At 40.4% G+C, this 20,711-nt stretch carries 9 protein-coding genes and 1 tRNA gene; 6 read left to right on the forward strand and 4 right to left on the reverse strand.

What is annotated here, in order from left to right; all coding sequences use genetic code 11:
* Positions 1-86: 86 nt before the first annotated feature.
* From J3U64_RS06525 to tsaA, 4 genes are all read right to left on the reverse strand, one after another.
* Complete coding sequence (locus J3U64_RS06525) at positions 87-11,150, reverse strand: ESPR-type extended signal peptide-containing protein (RefSeq protein WP_267408679.1); 11,064 nt, start codon at positions 11,148-11,150, stop codon at positions 87-89.
* An 818-nt stretch (positions 11,151-11,968) separates the two neighbouring features.
* A complete protein-coding gene (locus tag J3U64_RS06530; RefSeq protein WP_100141037.1) occupies positions 11,969-12,328 on the reverse strand; it encodes a hypothetical protein in 360 nt (119 codons plus the stop codon).
* A 109-nt stretch (positions 12,329-12,437) separates the two neighbouring features.
* Positions 12,438-13,355 (reverse strand): UDP-3-O-acyl-N-acetylglucosamine deacetylase, encoded by a 918-nt coding sequence (gene lpxC / locus J3U64_RS06535; RefSeq protein WP_267408680.1) that lies wholly within the window; start codon positions 13,353-13,355, stop codon positions 12,438-12,440.
* 299 nt (positions 13,356-13,654) lie between these two features.
* Complete coding sequence (tsaA, locus tag J3U64_RS06540) at positions 13,655-14,377, reverse strand: tRNA (N6-threonylcarbamoyladenosine(37)-N6)-methyltransferase TrmO (RefSeq protein WP_267408681.1); 723 nt, start codon at positions 14,375-14,377, stop codon at positions 13,655-13,657.
* Between the two features lie 813 nt (positions 14,378-15,190).
* Here tsaA and J3U64_RS06545 point away from each other — a divergent pair.
* The 6 genes from J3U64_RS06545 to J3U64_RS06570 all read left to right on the forward strand — a co-directional run bounded on the left by J3U64_RS06545 (position 15,191) and on the right by J3U64_RS06570 (position 20,646).
* Entirely contained in the window at positions 15,191-15,940 is a 750-nt protein-coding gene (locus tag J3U64_RS06545; RefSeq protein WP_267408682.1) for an electron transfer flavoprotein subunit beta/FixA family protein, read from the forward strand.
* A gap of 11 nt (positions 15,941-15,951) precedes the next feature.
* On the forward strand, positions 15,952-16,896 hold the full coding sequence (locus J3U64_RS06550) for an electron transfer flavoprotein subunit alpha/FixB family protein (protein WP_267408683.1): 945 nt from the start codon (positions 15,952-15,954) through the stop codon (positions 16,894-16,896).
* Positions 16,897-17,089: 193 nt separating this feature from the next.
* Complete coding sequence (locus J3U64_RS06555) at positions 17,090-18,142, forward strand: threonine aldolase family protein (RefSeq protein ID WP_267408684.1); 1,053 nt, start codon at positions 17,090-17,092, stop codon at positions 18,140-18,142.
* Positions 18,139-18,747, forward strand: coding sequence for an IMPACT family protein (locus tag J3U64_RS06560; RefSeq protein WP_267408685.1), 609 nt, complete (start codon positions 18,139-18,141; stop codon positions 18,745-18,747). Before J3U64_RS06555 ends, J3U64_RS06560 begins: the two co-directional genes overlap by 4 nt.
* 70 nt (positions 18,748-18,817) lie before the next feature.
* On the forward strand, positions 18,818-20,095 hold the full coding sequence (gene purD / locus J3U64_RS06565) for a phosphoribosylamine--glycine ligase (protein ID WP_267408686.1): 1,278 nt from the start codon (positions 18,818-18,820) through the stop codon (positions 20,093-20,095).
* Positions 20,096-20,572: 477 nt separating this feature from the next.
* Positions 20,573-20,646, forward strand: a tRNA-Gly gene (locus J3U64_RS06570).
* Positions 20,647-20,711: the final 65 nt, after the last annotated feature.

The following is a 20,711-nucleotide window of genomic DNA, read 5'->3' on the forward strand; positions in this document are numbered from 1 at the left end:
ATAAATCTATCAATGAAAGTCTCAATAAAAAAACTTCCGGATTCGAAATAAATCCGGAAGTTTTATTCACGATTCAGCTAAAAGGTTTAGTTGTTGCTCCACTTGAAACCAACACCGGCATTAAAGCCAACCTCTTTGCCAGTAGTGGAAACACCTGCACCCCAGCCGATATTACCGCTATTACTCATTGCCTTGTAGTTGGCGCCTACAGCGGTATAGCCACGATAAGTACCTACACCCACACCAACTGCCTGCTCACCGGCATTCAGAGAAGGCAGATAAGCACCGGATAAGGCCATGGCCAGAGCAGTACCAGAATAAGCACGACGCTCAGTACGCTGAACACGCTCATTTACTTGGTTCACATACTTATTGATGTTCGTAATCTGATTATTAACACCTTTAAGTTGAGCCACATTCACAGCATCTGTGTCAGCAGTACCAGCTGCAACACCGGTTATCTGACGGTATACACCCTTAGATGCATCACCCACAGATACCGCTCCCTCCGTACTTCTTGTGGCACGGATTGCTGCTGCCTGCTGCGACGTTGCAGTCACTGGAATATATCCCACTTTACCGGCAGCTGTGCTTGCTACTGATCCGGAGCCCAGAGCCACACCACCGGACTGTTTCACCTGAGCATTGCTGCCCAAAGCCACACCATTGGCAGCAGGAGCACTGGCTGAATCACCAATCGCTATCGCTGAAGAACCACTAGCCATTGCTGCGCCACCCACTGCTATTGAATCTGCACCTTGAGCAATTGATGCAGCTTTAGCAGAGTTGATCTTCGCATACTTGGTGCCATAATTCTGAATATTTTGCAAAGCATCAGCGACATTATTTGCTGTTACATTGCCACCAGTAGGCGTAGACGTATCGTATTTAGGCGGATTGATAGCATTCGAACCCGGTGTGTAAGATGTACCCAGACCTGATGCTATGGAAGCAATCTGGCTGCCGACAACTTGACTGATCGCGGTAGACAGACTATTCAATTGTGCGTCTGAAACCGTACCTGTTGGCAAACTATGTACCAATGTACTCAGATTATCCAAGTCTGTTTTCACATCCCACAACTGACCAGCATTAACTGCATCTAAAGAACCACGTGCAAGATTACCGGCTGCCACATTGGTAATACGCTGAGCTGTACCGCTGCCATGACTGGCATCATAAGCTCCCAACGTACCATTCCACTGCAAGGCATTCTTCGTCAGGTTAGTAATATTAGTGATCATTTCGCCTGTCGGAGTATCTTGCAAAATACTGGTGATTGTAGATAATCCGGTCGAAGTAGATGTTGATAAACTTGTCAGTCTTGATCTTTCGGTATACAGCTGGCCGCCATTTACAGCATCATGTGAATCTTGGTCGACTAAACCATCAGCCACATTGATGATCTTGCCATATTTTCCATCAAAATCTCGAGTAAGTTTATTTGGTCTTCCAGCATCAAACCCGTTTTTATCATCACTCCATTGCAGGCTCTTATCCTTCAGCTCTTTCACATCTTTTTGAGTATTGCCAAAGCTGGTAGACAGGCTGCTCAGACTGGTGCTCGTGTTTGTAGCCAGCTTATCCAGACTGTCACTGGCAGTACTCAAACTACGTGACAAACTCTCATATCCGGTAGACATAGAGTTGCTGATGCTGTTGATACCTGAAATCACAGTTGATGAAACTACTGTTGACAGACTATTCAGACCAGTGGAAGTAGAACCAGACAATGCATACAGCTGGCTACCGTTTACCGCATCAGTAGAATCCGCTGCCACGCGGCCTGCAGCTACATTGGTAATACGCTGAGCTGTACCACTACCATGACTGGCATCATAAGCGCCCAGTGTGCTATTCCACTGCAAGGCATTTTGCTGCAGGGTGGTCAGGTTCTGATTTGTGCTACTCAGACTGGATGTCAGGCTAGTCAGACCGGTTGAAGTACTGCTGCTCAGGCTGGTTAAGCCTGTGCTGGCACTAGCCAGTCCTAATTGAGTGGTGCTGGTCAGCGTATCCACTTTGTTATTAACATTAGTCAAACCTGCTGATGTGGCACTGCTCAAGCTGCTTAGTCCAGTACTGCTGCTGTTCAATCCTGCCTGCGTCAAAGTAGACAGGCTGTACATCTGAGCACCGTTAATGGCATCACTAGAGCCGGCACTGATATTTCCGTCAGCAATACCGGTCAGATTCTGCGCACGACCGCCACGAGTTGCATCATAAGCGTTCACTGCATTGTTCCATTGCAGTGCATCCTTTTGCAGATTACCTACATTGGTATTGGTATCACTCAAACCAGTTGACAGACTGCTTACACTCTTAATTACTGTACTGAGGCTATCAGTAACGATGGTAGACAGACTACCCAGCTGATTTTTGGTTACCTCATTCAGATTAGTAGACAGGCTGCTTAGTCCGGTTGAAGTAGAACCAGACAAACTAAACAACTGGCTACCGTTAATTGCATCAGTAGAATCCAAGGCTACCCGGCCGGCCGCTACATTAGTAATACGTTGAGCTGTACCACCGCCATGACTGGCATCGTAAGCTGTTAGCGAACTATTCCACTGTAAGGCATTTTGCTGCAGGGTGGTCAGGTTCTGATTTGTGCTACTCAGACTGGATGTCAGACTGGTCAGACCGGTTGAAGTACTGCTGCTCAGGCTGGTTAAGCCTGTGCTGGCACTAGCCAGTCCTAATTGAGTGGTGCTGGTCAGCGTATCTACTCGTTCATTGACAGTAGACAAACCTGCCGATGTAACACTACTTAAGCTGCTCAGCCCCGTACTGCTACTGCTCAGTCCTGCCTGTGTCAGAGTAGACAGGCTGTACATCTGGGCGCCATTGATGGCATCACTTGAAACAGCGCTAATATCTCCACCAGCAATACCGGTCAATTTCTGAGCATGGCCATTACGGGTTGCATCAAAAGCACCGCTCACACTATTCCACTGTAATGCATTTTGCTGCAAGGCTGCTACATTAGTATTGGTTTCTCTCAGACCTGTAGACAGGCTGCTTACATTTTCCGTTACCGTACTGAGACTGTTTGTCACTATAGTAGACAGACTACCCAGCTGATTTTTTGTCACCTCATTCAGATTAGTAGACAAGCTGCTTAGCCCTGTTGAGGTGGAGTTAGATAATGTATACAGCTGGCTTCCATTTACTGCATCGGTAGAGTCTGCAGCAAGACGTCCGGCGCTAATATTGGTAATGCGCTGTGCAGTACCATCACGACCAGCATCATAAGCTGAAAGTGAACCATTCCATTGCAAGGTATTAGCCTTCAGCGTCGTCAGATTTTGATTGGTGCTGCTTAAGCTAGCAGTTAAACCAGCCAAGCCTGTTGCTGTACTGCTACTCAGCGTGCTCAGATTGCTATTGGTACTGTTCAAGCCTGCCGCAGTTACCGTAGACAGACTATAGAATTGACCGCCGTTAATAGCTTCAGTTGAAGCTGCATTGACTGCACCAGCACCGATGCCACTCAGTACTTTGGCTTCTCCATTTCGACTGGCATCGTACACACCCTTGCCTGCATTCCACAGCAGCGCATTGGCCTGCAATGAAGATACACTAGCATTAGCTGCCTGTAATCCTTTATCCAAAATCTGTAGATTGGAAGAAGTCGTACTGGTTAGGCTGCTTAGACTGTTGTTGATGCCAGTAATGCTGTTTGTCGTTGTATCAGACAACTGATTCAGCGCATCTTTAGTGCTACTCAGGCCTGTTGTAAGTGTACTCAGGCTAGTGCCATAGGCAGTAGACAGTGTATTTAACGCTACATTAGTAGAGCTCAGACTTTGATTCAAAGTATTGACACTGGCTGTTGTACTGGTGGACAAGTTATACATCTGAGCACCGTTTACAGCATCAGTAGAATTTGCAGCTATGGAACCTGCAGCTACCTGAGTAATATTCTGTGCCTGACCTGTACCATGATCAGCTACGTAAGCACCTTTAGTTTTATTCCACTGCAACGCATCTGCCTGCAATGAAGTGACATTACCATTAATCTTACTTAAGCCGGTAGAAAGGCTGCCGATATTATCGGTTACCGTACTGAGGCTGTTAATCACAATGGTAGACAAACTACCCAGCTGATTTTTAGTCACTTCATTCAGATTAGTAGACAAACTGCTTAGTCCGGCTGAAGTGGAGCTAGACAATGTATACAACTGGCCACCGTTTACTGCATCGGTAGAATTCAGAGCTACCAAGCCCGCAGCTACATTAGTAATACGCTGCGCTGTGCCACCATGTCCGGCATCATAAGCTGACAGCGAATTGTTCCAAAGTAGGGCATTATCTTGCAGAGCAGAAACTTTGGCTGTCGTGGAGCTAAGATCGGTATCTAGTTTATTCAGGCTGTTCGTTGTATTAGCAGTGAAAGTATCCAGTTTACTGCTAACAGTGCTAACACTATTACCTAATATAGTAGAAAGACTTGTATAGCGATTATCTACCGTTGTTCTGATGCCGGTAGAAAGGTTGTACAACTGAGTACCATTAACTGCATCAGTTGAATCAGGAGCTACGTTGCCGGCAGCTACATTAGTGATTTTCTGTGGCTTATCTGTACCATGATCTGCACTATAGCTACCATTTTTCCACTGAAGAGCATCCTGCTGTAATCCAGCTACGGTACTAGTAGTTGAGCTCACAGTGCTGCTCAGGCGTCCTAGTGTAGTGGATGAACTATTGTACAAACTACTCAGACTATTTTGAGTAACAGTAGAAAGATTAGCAATATTGTTTGAAACACTTGTAGATAAGCCGCTCAGCCCAGTAGAAAAGCTAGAAGACAGAATAGCTACACTGTTTGATGTCGTAGAGGACAAGCTGTTGAAAGCATTCGATACCGTAGTAGACAAGCTACTGAAAGTAGTGGAAGTACTAGTAGACAGATTGTTTAGTTTTTCCGGCCAAGACGTAGACAGGCTATCTAATGTCTGTTGGGCTGAATTCAAACCAGATGATAGTGAGCGAGATACATTTGCCAAGCTGGTAGAATATCCTGAGGAAGCACGATACAGTTGTGCGCCAGTAATCACATCACTTGAATCTACTGTTTCAGCACCTTCTGCAACACGGGTAATTTTAGCTGGCTTGCCAGTAGCATGGCTAGCATCATAACCTGTCAGAGCAGAATTATACTGCAACGCGTTCTGCTGCAGCTGGCTTACTTTGCCACTAATCACCTCGGTAACAGTTGAAAGACTAGATACACCACCGGCTTTGACAATCGTGCTTAAAGAAGATGAAAAATTGTCAAATCCTGTGCTAACACTGTTTGAAAGGCTAGATATTTTGGTATTGGTTGTAAACAACTGGCCAGCAGTCGCTACATCACTGGAATCCTGCGCAAGTGTACCTGCAGCAACATTGGTAATCTTACCTAAAGCACCTGCCGTACCATGACGGGCATCGTAGGCACCACCATTACCTAAACTATCATTCCACAGCAATGCGTTCTGCTGCAATGTATTCACATTAGCGTTAGTTAATTTCAAGCTGCTGGAAGCAGTAGTAGATAATTCAGTTAGCCTGTTATTGGTATCGTTCAAACCAGTTGAAAGGCTGGCCAGATTATTAGTATTCATCTCAGTTAGAGAAGAAGACAAGCTGCTTAAACCATTTACCACACTGTCTGAGATCGAGCTTATGCTACCAGACAGTTTGCTAACATTAGTATTGGTTGTAAACAACTGGCCACCAGTAACTACATCACTTGAATCTGCACTTAAAATGCCATCCTTAACATTAGTAATACGCTGATAGATACCATTATGACTTGCATCATAAGCACCTTGACCACCATTCAGATCCTTATTCCACAATAAGGTATTTTGCTGCAGCACACCAATATTGGAATTGGTAGTCTGAAGAGAAGTTGAGGTTGAGGTAGTCAGATCATTCAGTTTGATATTGGTTTTATTTAATTCGTCTTTCAAACCAGCAAGACTATTGTTGCTGATATCCTGAAGCGAACTAGATAATTCACCAAATGTAGTACTAACACTTCCAGACAAAGATGTAAGATTACTATTAGTGGTAAACAGCTGACCACCAGTAACCACATCGCTGGAACCGGCTACGGCATTTCCATCCAAAACATTAGTAATCCGCTGAGCCTGTCCATTATGAGTAGCATCATAGGCTTTCAAATCACCATTCCACAGCAATGCATTTTGCTGCAGAGTTGAAAGGCTGGTATTGGTTGCAGTCAGCTTAGCGTCAAAACTACTAGACAAACTACTGATTTTACTATCAGCAAAATTGTTCAAAGCTGTGGATATACTACTGATACCGGTTGAGGCTGATGATGAAATCGAACCAAGAGTATTAAAAGTACTGCTAGATATATCGCTCAAAGTACTATTAGTAGTATACAACTGGCCACCAGTGACTACGTCACTTGAATTAGCTCCTAAAGAGGCATCGGCCACATTAGTGATTTTTTCTGATCCACCTATCGCACCGTGGCTAGCATCATAAGCACTGGCAGTACTATTCCATTGTAAAGCATTCTTCTGTAATGCTGCCACATTAGCACTGGTAGAAGCCAGATTATTATCCAAAGTTGTAGATAATGATCTTAGTCCAGATTTCAGTGAGTTATCCAGAGTATTAGTCAGACCGATCAAATCATTACTAGTGGCAGTAGATAATGTATTTAATCCAGTAGACATACTAGTAGACAAGCCACTGACTGCGGTATTGGTAGTATACAACTGGCCACCGGTAACAACATCGCTGGAGCCTGCTGTGGCACTACCATCAGCTACATTGGTAATTCTCTGTTTTTCATTTGTAGCACCATGACTGGCATCATAAGCATTTACAGTATTATTCCACTGCAATGCATTCTGCTTTAATGAATTTAAATTAGTATTGGTTGTAGTCAGACTGTTTTCAGCAGCAGTAGAGAGAGAACTCAAACCTGTAGACAGGGATTTATTCAGATTAGCTGAAATATTATCTAGACCGGTAGAAGCAGAACCAGATAAGCTTTGTAGTCCATTATTCAGTTTGTCAGTCAAACTACTAACACTAGTATTGGTTGCAAATAGCTGCTTACCTGTAACCACATCACTTGAATCAGCGCTAAGTATGCCATCTGCTACATTAGTAATTTTCTGTGTGGTATTGGCCAAACCATGGCTAGCATCATAAGCACCAATATCATTATTCCATTGCAAAGCATCTTTTTGCAAAGCTGAAATATTTGTATTGGCAGATTGCAGACCAGTACTGAGAATAGTAGACAGACTTTGTATTCCTTTTGCAGACAAGCCTTCTAATGAAGTAGATAAGCTGTTTAGACTTTCTACCGTAGAGCTAGAAAGCGTATACAACTGTCTACCTGTTGCTACATCTGTTGAATTAGCTGCAAGTGTGCCATCCATTACATTGGTAATACGCTGATTTTCGCCTCCATTTCTGGCGCTGTATGCTTTATCAGCAACACTCCATTGCAAGGCATTTTTCTGCAGATTAGCAATATCTGCCTGGCTATCACCTACTGCAGACGATAAGCTGCTGATTACAGACTTAGAAGAATTCTGTAATGCAGTATTCAGGCTACTTAAACTATTCGTTGTTGATAAAGACAATGTATCTAGAGTGGTATTAGTTGTGTATAACTGAGCGCCAATAACCACTTCACTGGAATCTGCTGTCAGATCGCCGCCTGCTACCCCTGTAATCTTCTGAGCATTACCACTGCGGCTGGCATCATAAGCAGTTTTAGTTGAATTCCACAAAAGCGCCTGATCTTTCACAGCAGTTAATTTAGTGCTGGTATCTGCCAGACTGGAATTAACTGTTGAAGTAGTACTCGCTAATTTACCAGCCGTAACAGTGGAAAGACTGTACAGCTGACCACCATTAATCGCATCAGTGGAAGCCTGATCAGTACTACCTGCTTTAACATGAGTGATCTTCTGATCCACATCACCATGTCTAGCATCATACGCACCTTCTTTCCACAGCAATGCATTACTCTGCAGCCCAGTAACACTATTACTAATAGTACCAGCTACCAGAGAAACTTTATTAATATCTGCAGTGGTTGAAGAAATTATCTGATCTGAAAGCTGAGACAATCCAGTTGAAACACTACCGGATAAAACTGTCAGATTTGAATTAGTCGTATATAGCTGAGCACCATTGACAGCATCAGTAGAAGCGACAGATGTAATATCACCCGCGGCAACCTGAGTAATTTTTTGAGGGCTGCTGCCACGCAGGGCACTAAATGCTTTTAAGTTATCATCCCATTGTAAAGCATCAGATTTCAGATTTTTAATACCTGTAGAAGTAGAACTCTGCACGCTTGATAAGCTAGTGCTAACATTACCCAGATTAGTGTTGATGTTAGATACTACATTATCCACACGGCTGGATAGTGCAGTAGATAAGGTAGTAATATTAGTATCAATACTGGTTGATAAAGAAGACAAATCAGCGTTTGCAGACTGTAGGTCTGAACTTGTTGTTGATGCTAAAGTACTGATACTTTTATTAGTGGTAAATAATTGTCCGCCAGTAACCAAATCTGATGATGTAGCCTTGCTGATGTCACCAGCAGCAACGTTAGTTACCTTACGATTTGAACCTCCATAGCTGGCATCATAAACATCACCATTAAGCTGCAAAGCCACATCACTAAGATGGCCAATACTGTTTCCAGTAGCCACAGACAATGAAGAAATAGTCTTATTAGTGGTATCCAGTACTGTACCCACAGATGTAGATAATGAGTCTCTTTTAGTATTTGCGTCCTGAATACTTTGGCTGGTTGAAGTAGACAACCGGCTGAGACTAGAATTAGTTGTAAACAACTGCCCACCGTTAACTACATCTGTAGATGTAGCTTTAGAAATATCGCCGGCTGCAATATTGGTAATTTTTTGTGCTTCACCATTACGGCTGGCATCATACATACCGTTTTTCAATTGCAGTGCATCAATATTCAGCTGGCTCAGACTAGTGGACGTACTGGTTACAAGAGTATTCAACTGATTTACAGAAGACGACAGCGTTGTGCTAACAGAAACTGAAGTTGAATTAAAATTGGCTACTGCACTACTGATGCTGCCCAATGAAGATGTGCTTAATGAAGCTAACTCTGTATTAGTAGCGTATAATTGTCCACCGTTCACAGCATCTGTCGAACCCGGTGCAGTAATATCACCAGCACTAACATTAATGATTCTTGCTGTTTTTGCTCCACTGGCTGCATGAGATGCATCATAAGCCAATTCTTTTGTATTCCATTGCAACGCATCTTCCTGAAGGTGCTTAATTCCCGTAGATGCTGAAGTATTCAAGGAAGTGATATCAGAATTTGCTTGATTAAAACGAGTGGTAATACTGTTTGTCAGATCAGTTAGATTACTTGTAGTTGTACTTATTGATGTAGAAGCAGATGCCAGAAAATCAGTTAAATTACTGTTTGTAGTTGACAATCCGGTTGATGTAGACGAAGAAAGTGAACTCAGACTGGTTGATGTGGACGTGCCCAGACTTTTAAGCTGAGCTACATTCACTGCATCTGTATCTTGTGTACCAGCAGCAAGTCCAGTAATCTGTCGAGTCAAGCCCGAAGCAACGTCCCCAATTGCTACAGCATTTGCTGTACTGTTCCATACAGGTGAAGCTGTTGCAGCATCACGGGAGACACTTGTTGATGGATTATACCCAGCCACACCTTTTGAAGTAGAAGCGACAGAACCACTACCTAAAGCAATACTATCATCAGATTTGGCAGAAGCACCCTGACCAATTGCTACGCCATTGGTACCACTTACCTGAGTATTATTACCCAATGCCAAAGCATTGGCTGCACTTACATTAGCCGTATTACCAACAATCATTGCTCCAGTGGCTTGTGCAGAAACAGTATTACTGCTACCCAGAATTCTTATGTTATCAGCTTTACTAATTTCTTCTGGATCAGTCTGGATAGTATTTTTATTACCAAAAATACCAGTATTATCAGCGGCAATCGTACCGTTCTGATTACCAAAAGAATAAGTTCCTTCACCGTTGACTATAGTTACACCGGTTGCAGCAGTAGTCTGGGTACCATCTGTACTGTTAAAGCCTGTAGTAGTACCGGAACCACCAATAGCTCCGGAACCTTTACCATTCACCTGATTAGCTGAACCAATACTGATACTCTGCTCCGCATTTGCCTGAGCTGAATTACCGATGGCAAGAGCAGAATCTTTTTTGGCCTGAGACTGTACACCTAAAGCCACCGTACCATCTGCGCTGGCTTGAGACATCAAACCAGCAGCCACACTACCCACGCCATCAGACGAAGCCACAGAGCCTAAAGCCACACTAGATACACCAGTAGCCTGAGCGCCAATACCGAAGGCAACTGCCGCGCGTCCAGAGGCAAGAGCCGCTGTACCGATAGCCATTGCACCACCAGCTGTTGCCGTAGCATTGGTACCAAAAGCTACAGAATAATTACCTGATGCATAGGCACCACAACCAGAAACAAAAGAATATACACCATATGCTACAGGCATTTTACTTTTAGCACCGCCTGTTAATAATCCCTGCATACCGGAGGTGCCTGTAGTTGTAATACCGTCTGTGCTAGCATCTACAGAAGTGGTAGTTGTACCATAAGGAGTATACTTGGTACCTACCCCATTATTTTGAAAAGTCTGATTCTGGGCAAACCGCAGGTATTCATCTAGAGCACTGATACTTGTGCCTGAAATAGTGCGGTTTGGATCTCCTCTTCCTACAACTTCATCTGCACCACATGTATAAGGATAGGCAGCACTACCTGTAGCGTTAAGGTCATTAGCTCCATTAATTACCATAGAACCATGACTGCCGTATGGATAGCTTTGGGGTGCACCGTCAGTACCTCTATTAGTTCCACCAACAATTGCTGCATTAGAAGCATACGCACTTGGAACAAATATTGATAAATTTAAAACCGCAGTAATAACACCCAGTTTGGAAAGGATATTCAGTTTAGATTTACTGCCGCCTTTGTTGGCAGCAGGTAATAAGGAAACTGTATCAGACTTGGTTTTGCTTTTAGCTAGTTCGGAAGCAGCTACCCAAGTCTGGGTCGTTTCATTCCATATAGCACGATATATTTTATTCAATTGGTTTACTCCTGATTAGAAATCATGCCGTCAAACAAAATTCTGGATAACTTAAAATAAAGTTAAAACTCAAGTTAAATCTTTAAGTAATATAACATAAATATTTGTTTGGATGTAGTAAACGAGACCGAATAGTATTTAACAGTATAAATTAAATTATTTTTATCGCTTTATGCAACATAATGAAAATAAAGATATTTTTATATATATCACTAAGTCTCATCAAACTAAGGACTGTTGAAATACTTTGTTTAAATGTTATTATTGTCTTATTCTAACCACAGTACCCTTGTTGTTAACACTTAATAATTACATAAATTTAGAAAAACATTTATTCTAGGAAATGAATGTTTAAATGAGGGTAAGCAAATGAAATAAGAATGATATATTGATATTGTATTTTTAATTTTGTAATTTATATTTATTCTTCTTTATTTAACCAATTAAAAACATGTATGTATTTGATAAGCTATCTTTTTAGATTACATAAATGTTATTTGTAGATGAAATGATTTACTCATATTATAAAGTCATTTTGATTGAGAAGAACTAAGCGATGAATCTGTAATTTCACATACATCAGAGAATCTTGATTTTATATAAATAACAATGATAATTTCAATAATATAATTTGATAGTTATGATATTAAATAAAGTGAATTTCATTTCAAGCTTACTAAATATGAACTCTATTACCAAAAATATCTGTTGATGAAATTTTTAAAAGTTTCATCATAAATTTATTTAATTATCATATTTAAATATGTAAATTTCCAAAAAAACCCGAATTGGGATTAATATGAATTTACCAAATAAAATCAATGTTCCATTTCTTTTTCAACATCTATTAAAGCGCGACGTGACAAAGCCAAAGTAGCACGATTACTATCCAGTACAGAATATAAAAACAGGCTACCTAATTTTTTTAGCGGTCGGATAAGATGATATTGATGTCCGACAGTAATAAGAATATCCTCAATTTCATCGTTCAATTCCAGCATCTGCATGGTTTTGATTTTAGAGCGGATAACTTCTGTACTGCTGGCTGCGGCAATTTCCAAATCTATTTTATTGATGGCACTGCCAGCCATCAGCATACCATTATCATAATCAACCACTGCAGCTGCTAGTGCACCTTCTACGTTTAACAATTGTGCTACCACAGCCTGATAGTTCATTCTCTTATCCTGCAAAAATTAGAAATTAGGCCAAATTATATCAGTTATTGTATTCAAATTTTCTTACCCATTGCAACATATTCTTTAGCTGATTTTAAATTCAGTAGTTTCATGCTACCTGAGGTAAGTGATGAAATGCCGAAGGCAGTAGCCGATTATGTGGAAAAGTTACCCATTCATATGCTTCTGGCTGATTAAGTAGTTGCCGTAAAAGTGCATTATTAATAGCATGCCCAGATTTATAGCCCTCAAAAGCTCCGATAATTGGATGGCCCAGTACATACAAGTCACCAATTGCATCCAGAATCTTATGGCGTACAAATTCATCTGGATAACGCAAGCCTTCAGGATTAAGAATATCCATATCGTCAATCACTATCGCATTGTTTAAATTTCCTCCCAATCCCAGATTGTGACTACGAATCAGTTCTACTTCCTGCATAAATCCGAAAGTTCGTGCCCGCGAAATTTCATCGATATAAGATTGCCCCGAAAAATCAATCTTAAAAGTCTGATTACTGCGGTTAAACACTGGATGATCAAAATCTATGGTCAAAGTTACCTGAAATCCTTCATATGGAGTAAATTTCACCCATTTATCCTTTTCTACAAGTGTTACCGTCTCTTTAATACGTAAAAAGCGCTTTTCTACAGGCTGATCAACTACGCCTGCATCCTGTAATAAATAAATAAAAGGTAAACTAGACCCATCCATAATGGGAATTTCCGGTGCGTTCAACTCTACCAGAATATTATCAATTCCATAGGCAGCAAATGCGGACATGATATGCTCAATGGTACCAATACGAATGCCATCTTCTGTCACAACAGTCGAAGAAAGGCGGGTATCGTTAATCAGTTCTGGTGTCAGTTGCACAATACGGCCTTGTTCACCGGTCAAATCTATCCGCCGAAAACGTATCCCTGTATTAAAAGCAGCCGGATGTAATCCGAGTCTGACGCGCTCTCCCGAATGCAAACCCACACCAGTTACACTAATGCTTTTCGCTAATGTCCGTTGCAACATATTTTTTCCTGACTAATCTGCATACCTTATGGTAACGAAATTTTCTTATGGCAGTAATGAATTCTGCCAAACAGTGGATAAATTATTGCTATCAAGGTTCATTCCAATTAGTTTTCCACAGCAAACAAAAATTTCGCAAAGATTATCCACATAATCCACAAAATATTCCCAAATCAAGATTTTAACTTATCAACAATTAAACATATGATAAATATAGATATTTTAAGTTATCCACAGAATGTATGGCTTCGTCTTTGTCTTCATCATTTTATTATTTATATTTTTATTAGAATAATAAATTAAGTTTCTACGTGCTCACGTATTCCTGTTATTTCTACAATATTATCGATTACTCTGAAAAGCACATCCCAATCAAAAAGATTCACTACAAAAATCTTATTAGATTTATATTGATGAGCTGGTCTTGGATCATGAGCCAAACTCTGATTAATTAAATCATAATGTTTTGTATCTAAAGAAAATAATCTTACTTGTTGTAAAGCTTCTGGTGACCAGTACACTCTCAGCTGTTCATGTTCACGAGCAAAACCACAACGTGCATGAGGCTTCGCCTCAACAAAAGGAATATAAGGTTTGATATCAATAACTGGTGTCTGATCTAAAAAATCCACACCACTGATGTGTATACGAACATGTTTATTACATTCGATTCGTTCCAGTTTCACCAATGATAAACCTAGATGATTTGGTCGATGTGGGCTACGAGTCGCAAAAATCCCTTTTTTTTCTTTGCCTCCCAATTTAGGTGGACGAATTAATGGCTGCCAACCTTCTTTTACGGTGGCATGAAAAATAAACTGTACCCAGATATATTCATAATCTTCTAATCCGCGTACACAATCAGTTGTGAATTCTTTGGATAAGTCTATATATGCCAAAGCAGCTGGAACAAGACCAGGCTGCCTGGCTACACCAAATTTCTGTTTATAGGGAGAAGTAATATATCCAATTGGCTGGATTGACCAATATCCTTTGGATACTTCAGAAGAATGAGAAATCATACTAAATACATATTTATTCACTTGAGCATATTGTACGGGAATCAGTGTATATATCTGTATATAAGTTGTGGATATTGATATAATAAATTGTTTTATTTATATATTTTTGTAATAAATAGAAAATAGCTAGCCTGTTTCCGATGTACATAGCCAATTCAAATTATTTGAATAAAATGTTATGCTATAAGTCTGAAGTTTTCCAATATAACTTAAACAAATTCAATGTAATATAGATAATTTATTATCTATGCTGACTGATGGATTCTTAGCTAAATTCAGTTCTGATTAATAAAATAAAAAGTATCAGCCTTCTAAAATCAAAGCTTTGATTTTGGGAAATAAGGATAATGATTGAATACTATATGTTGATAAATAAAAAGAGTAGGGTAGAGGTTGAATACTAAATTTATATTAGAAAATTATTTCCCAAATTATGATTTTGTTTGTGGATGTAGGTAACAAACTTGGACATAAAAATTTTCTATTATTTAATGTTAAACGATGCCACTTTATTTGTGATTAAAAGGGAAATTTTTTAAAGTAATAAACACTCAAAATTTAATAAAATCTCAGAAATAAAATTCTATTAAATTCTATTAGATTCTGTTCATTGCCAGACAAACAGGTAGTTAATAGTGGTTTATCGGCAGTGTGTTTATATTTCTGATACCATGTCGAGTTATTAGGAAAGAAGATAGCAGTATAATTATTTAATTTGACTGATTTATCCATTTTAAGATGGTTATTCTGTAATCAGAATGCTGGTAACACCTAAGATTGTTGCTGGTTTTGATTAATCTAGGGATAGTTCTGATGAAAATATTGGTAGCAATAAAGCGTGTTGTTGACTATAACGTAAAGGTACGCGTTAAAGCTGATGAATCAGATGTGGATATTGGCAATGTTAAAATGTCAATGAATCCTTTTGATGAAATTGCTGTTGAAGAAGCAGTGCGTTTAAAAGAAGCAGGAAAAGCCTCTGAAGTAGTGGCGGTATCAATTGGGGTAAAGCAATGTGAAGAAACCTTGCGAACAGCTTTAGCAATGGGCGTTGATCGTGCCATACATATTGAAACCGATGAAAAACTTCAGCCACTTGCAGTGGCCAAGTTGTTAAAAGCTGTAGCAGACAAAGAACAGCCGCAATTGTTTTTGCTGGGAAAACAGGCAATAGATGATGATGCCAACCAGACGGCACAAATGCTATCAGCTTTAATGCAGGTTTCTCAGGGTACGTTTGCCAGTAAAATTGAATTAAATTCTGATGAAGTATTGGTAACGCGTGAAATTGATGGTGGGCAGGAAGAAGTGGCACTTACATTGCCAGCCGTAATTAGCGTTGATTTGCGCCTGAATGAACCTCGCTATATTAAATTACCTAACATTATGCAGGCTAAAAAGAAACCGCTGGAGAAAAAAACGGTAGTCGAACTAGGTGTGGATATTTCTTCGCGGCTGATTCAGCTGAAAGTAACCGAACCGCCAGAGCGTAAGGCGGGTATTAAAGTAGCTGATGTAAGTGAATTAGTTGATAAACTGCATCATGAAGCTAAGGTTATTTAAAGGAGATATAAATGTCTGTATTAATTATTGCTGAACATCAGCAGTCATGTATAGATGAAGCTACGTTGCATGCCGTAACAGCAGGAAAGCAATTGGGCGATGTGGATATTTTAGTTGCGGGATATGAAGTAGCAGATGTTGTGGCTCAGGCACAGAAAATCTGTGGTGTACGAAAAGTGATATTTGCAGATGCCTGTATTTATGCTCATCCACTGGCAGAAACTTTAGCTCCTTTAATAGTACAACTTTCTGAGTCTTATAGTCATATAATAGCTTCTGCCACTAGTTTTGGTAAAAATTTACTGCCTCGCGTGGCTGCATTATTAGATTGTGAGCCCATATCTGATGTGACAGAAATCATTGACTCTTCCACTTTCGTCCACCCAGTTTACGCCGGTAATGCTTATCAGACCATACGAAGTGAACAGCTCAAACAGATCCTCACCATTCGAACCACTGCTTTTCCATTGGCTGAAGCAACTGGAGGACAAGCGCTCAAAGAACAGATCTCACCGGTGGAAGTACCAAACCTAAGCCGTTTTATTGGCCGAAAGTTAACAAAATCTGAACATCCAGATCTCACCACTGCTAAAATAGTTGTTAGTGGCGGGAGAGGCTTAGGTAGTGAAGAAAATTTTGCTCGTCTTTTGAATCCGTTAGCAGATATTTTGAATGCAGCTATTGGTGCTTCACGTGCTGCTGTGGATGCTGGCTATGCGCCAAATGATTATCAGGTAGGGCAAACGGGTAAAGTAGTTGCTCCTGATTTGTATATAGCTATCGGCGTATCGGGTGCTATTCAACATCTGGCTGGTATGAAGGACAGTAAAATTATTGTTGCCATTAATAAAGATACAGAAGCTCCTATTTTTAATGTAGCAGATTATGGTTTGGTTGCTGATTTGAATACAGCTGTTCCAGAATTAATTGCACAGTTAAAATCAATTTTGCATTAAAGCATTAAAAAAATTTGCTAATGTTTCACGTGAAACATTACTGTATTGTGTGAATAAAGCAGAATTAATGGAAACTATCTTGAATTAATGCTATTTTAGGATAGATAAGATTGTCTGATTCTAAAAATTGCCTGAATAGAAACTATTCAGGCAATTTTAATGAGATATCAAAGAAATTAATAGGCTATATACGATGAATTGTTTACATGATAAACAAAGTTTTGCCTTTGCTTCAGATAATTATGCAGGCGTACACCCAGAAATTATGCAGGCTTTGCTAGTGGCTAATGATGGACATCAGCCAGCATATGGAGCTGATGTTTATACCCTAGCTCTTCAACAAAAAATAAAACAGTTATTTGGGGAAACGGCTGAAGCATTCCCCGTTTTTAATGGAACGGGGGCCAACGTAACTGCATTGCAGTCGCTATTGCCTCGCTGGGGTGCGGTGATATGTGCCGAAAGTGCACATATTCAGTGTGACGAAGGCGTGGCACCAGAACATTTGGCCGGTGTAAAGTTGCTAACAATTCCTACTGCAGATGGTAAATTAACCCCGCAATTGGTATCCAAACAGGCATGGGGTTTTGGTGTAGAGCATCGAGCGCAACCAGCAGTGGTATACATCAGCCAGTCCACTGAATTGGGGACTTGTTATAGTGTGGCTGAGATTCGGGCTTTATCTGATTACTGTCATCAGCATAATATGAAATTATATGTTGATGGTGCGCGTCTGGCGAATGCACTGGTTGCAGAAAATACAGATGTTAAAACCATGATTACGGCTACTGGTGTAGATATGCTTAATCTGGGCGGGACTAAAAATGGCCTGTTACAGGGAGAGTGTATTATCAGTATGCATCCAGATACACATGCATCTATGCCATATCTGCGTAAAATTAATGCTCAGCTGGGTGCTAAAATGCGGTTTATTTCTGCTCAGTTTTTGGCATGGTTTGAGTATGATCTGTGGCTGAATCTGGCTGCTAATAGTAATCAGATGGCTACCCGTCTAGCGAATGCACTAGATGAAATTGAGGAAATTACTGTTACTCAGCAGACGCAGGCCAATGCTGTGTTTGCTGTGTTACCTGCACATGCACGTGCCAAGCTACATCAACAATTTCATTTTTATGATTGGGATGAAAGTAAAGGTGAAGTACGGTGGATGACCAGTTTTGATACAACAGAAAAACAAGTGGATACCTTTATCGCTGCTATTAAACAGGCTTTGGTACAGACATGAAAGAAGTTTATCAGTATACAACGCTGGCCACACCGGCTCAGGCAGAATTTAAAGATAAAGGCAGTCGCTTTCTGGGGTTTGCTTGGCCCGTGCAAGATGAAGCAGAAATTCGTCAGCATGTACAGATATTAAGAGAGCAGCACCATAAAGCACGACATTGCTGTTATGCATGGCGTCTAGGTGTGGATGGCAACCGATACCGTGCCAATGATGATGGAGAACCTGCTGGCAGTGCTGGTAGGCCCATTCTCGGACAAATTGATTCTGCGGCAGTGACTGATGTTTTAGTCGCTGTTGTACGCTATTTTGGTGGTACCTTACTTGGGGTGCCTGGTTTAATTCATGCATATAAAACCGTTACAGCAGCTGCTATTGAGGCTGCAGAAAAAATACAACAAGATATCTGCCGGCAATTACAGCTTCATTGTGAATATGCTCATTTAAGTGAAGCCCTGCGCTGGTGTAAGCAGCATCAGGCACAGGTTTTGAAACAGGACTTACAGCAGAATTGCTCGCTACAGGTGTGTATACCGCTTAGACGGCTGGAAAATGCTCTGGCTGTTTTGCGTAAGATGCGCATAATTGATGTTAAACTGGAGAATTAAATGATATATTGATGCTTATAATAGTTAGTATTTTCTGACTAATTGTAATGATATTAAGCGAGAAATAAGTATGAAATTATTGGTTATTGGTAGTGGAGGACGTGAGCATGCTTTAGCATGGCGTCTGGCTCAGTCGCCTAAAGTCAGTACTGTTTATGTAGCACCGGGAAATGCCGGTACAGCTACCGAACCAAAACTGCAAAATATTGACTTCACTAATCATCAACAGCTAATTGATTTTTGTCGGCAGCAGCATATTGAGTTTACCGTAATTGGTCCAGAAGCGCCTTTGGCTGCAGGCATTGTGGATGATTTTATTGCTGCTGGTCTGGCGGTTTTTGGTCCAAGCCGTTATTGCGCTCAGCTAGAAAGTTCCAAGGATTTTGCTAAGGAATTTATGATCAGGGAAGGTATTCCCACCGCAGCATATCAAACATTCACTGATGCTAAGCAAGCACACCAGTATGTTAGCCAGAAAGGTGCACCGATTGTGATTAAAGCTGATGGTCTGGCATCAGGTAAAGGTGTAATAGTTGCCATGACTCTGGCTGAAGCCCATCAGGCAATAGATGATATGCTATTGGACAATGCTTTGGGTACAGCTGGTGCCAGAGTTGTTATCGAAGAGTATCTTCAGGGAGAAGAAGCCAGTTTCATTGTGATGGTAGATGGTGAACATGTCTTACCTATGGCAACTAGCCAGGATCACAAACGTTTACTTGACCATGATAACGGGCCCAACACTGGCGGGATGGGTGCCTATTCTCCGGCTCCTGTGGTCTCTGCTGCTGTGCATCAACGAGTAATGGATGAAATTATTCTGCCGGTAGTTCGGTCTATGCAAAGAGCCGGTCATCCGTATCGTGGTTTTTTATATGCTGGTCTGATGATTGATCAATCTGGTGCGCCCTATACGATTGAATTCAATTGTAGATTTGGTGACCCGGAAACTCAGCCTATTATGTGTCGTTTGCAGAGTGATTTGGTAGAACTAATACAAGCAGCTTTAGCAGGAAAACTAAATAACATTGCTGCATCATGGAGCGAACAGGCAGCTGTGGGTGTGGTGCTGGCTGCTGATGGTTATCCACAAGCGCCACTTAAAGGTGCTGTAATTTCAGGTATAGAAGTAGCTAATCAGTTTGGCAAAGTTTTTCATGCTGGTACAAAATTGAATGCACAAGGTGAAACGATTACTAATGGTGGCCGCGTATTGTGTGTAGTGGGAATGGGATCAGATATTCATACCGCACAAAAACAAGCCTATACAGCTGTAAACTCTATCCATTTTGATGGAATGCAATATCGACATGATATTGGATCTAAAGCAATAAAGTATGACATTTAATATAGTTGTTGAAAAGTAAGCTAATCCTTGCTTCAGGCTTGTTAGGATGGATTACAAACGATTGAATTTTATATTCAGAATACAAAAAAATTCATATGAACAAAATATAATAGGTAGTTAGTATGCTTAAATTTTAAGCTTATTGCTTTTTATAAATTAGCGAATGTATATAATTTATTATGTATTACACATATAAAATTGGTCTACAATAAACTTTAATTTTTAGTAGATACATAAATGTATAAAATTTTGGTATTTGGCTATCAGCGAATAAATATGTACTAAAAGTATAAATACTATGCTTACCTAATTGATTAATTATTTACAAATGGAATTTATCTGGACTTATTTGTATATATAGAAAATACTAGTCATAAAGCCTGATATAAATGTTGATGATTTCCTGATGATAAAAGAGTATAAATTGTATTACACTGATCTGAAGTATGTGAGTTAATAAAGCTGTAAAAAATTTTTGCGGATATGATGTAGTGGTAGCATAACTGCTTCCCAAGCAGTTCGGACGGGTTCGAGTCCCGTTATCCGCTCCAAAGAATATATTCAGTATTTATTTGTAATATTAAAAATGTATCTGCCTAATCTAAAAACTAAAGTA

Origin of the sequence: Snodgrassella sp. B3800 (assembly GCF_026535865.1) — a bacterium.
GTDB lineage: Bacteria > Pseudomonadota > Gammaproteobacteria > Burkholderiales > Neisseriaceae > Snodgrassella > Snodgrassella alvi_E.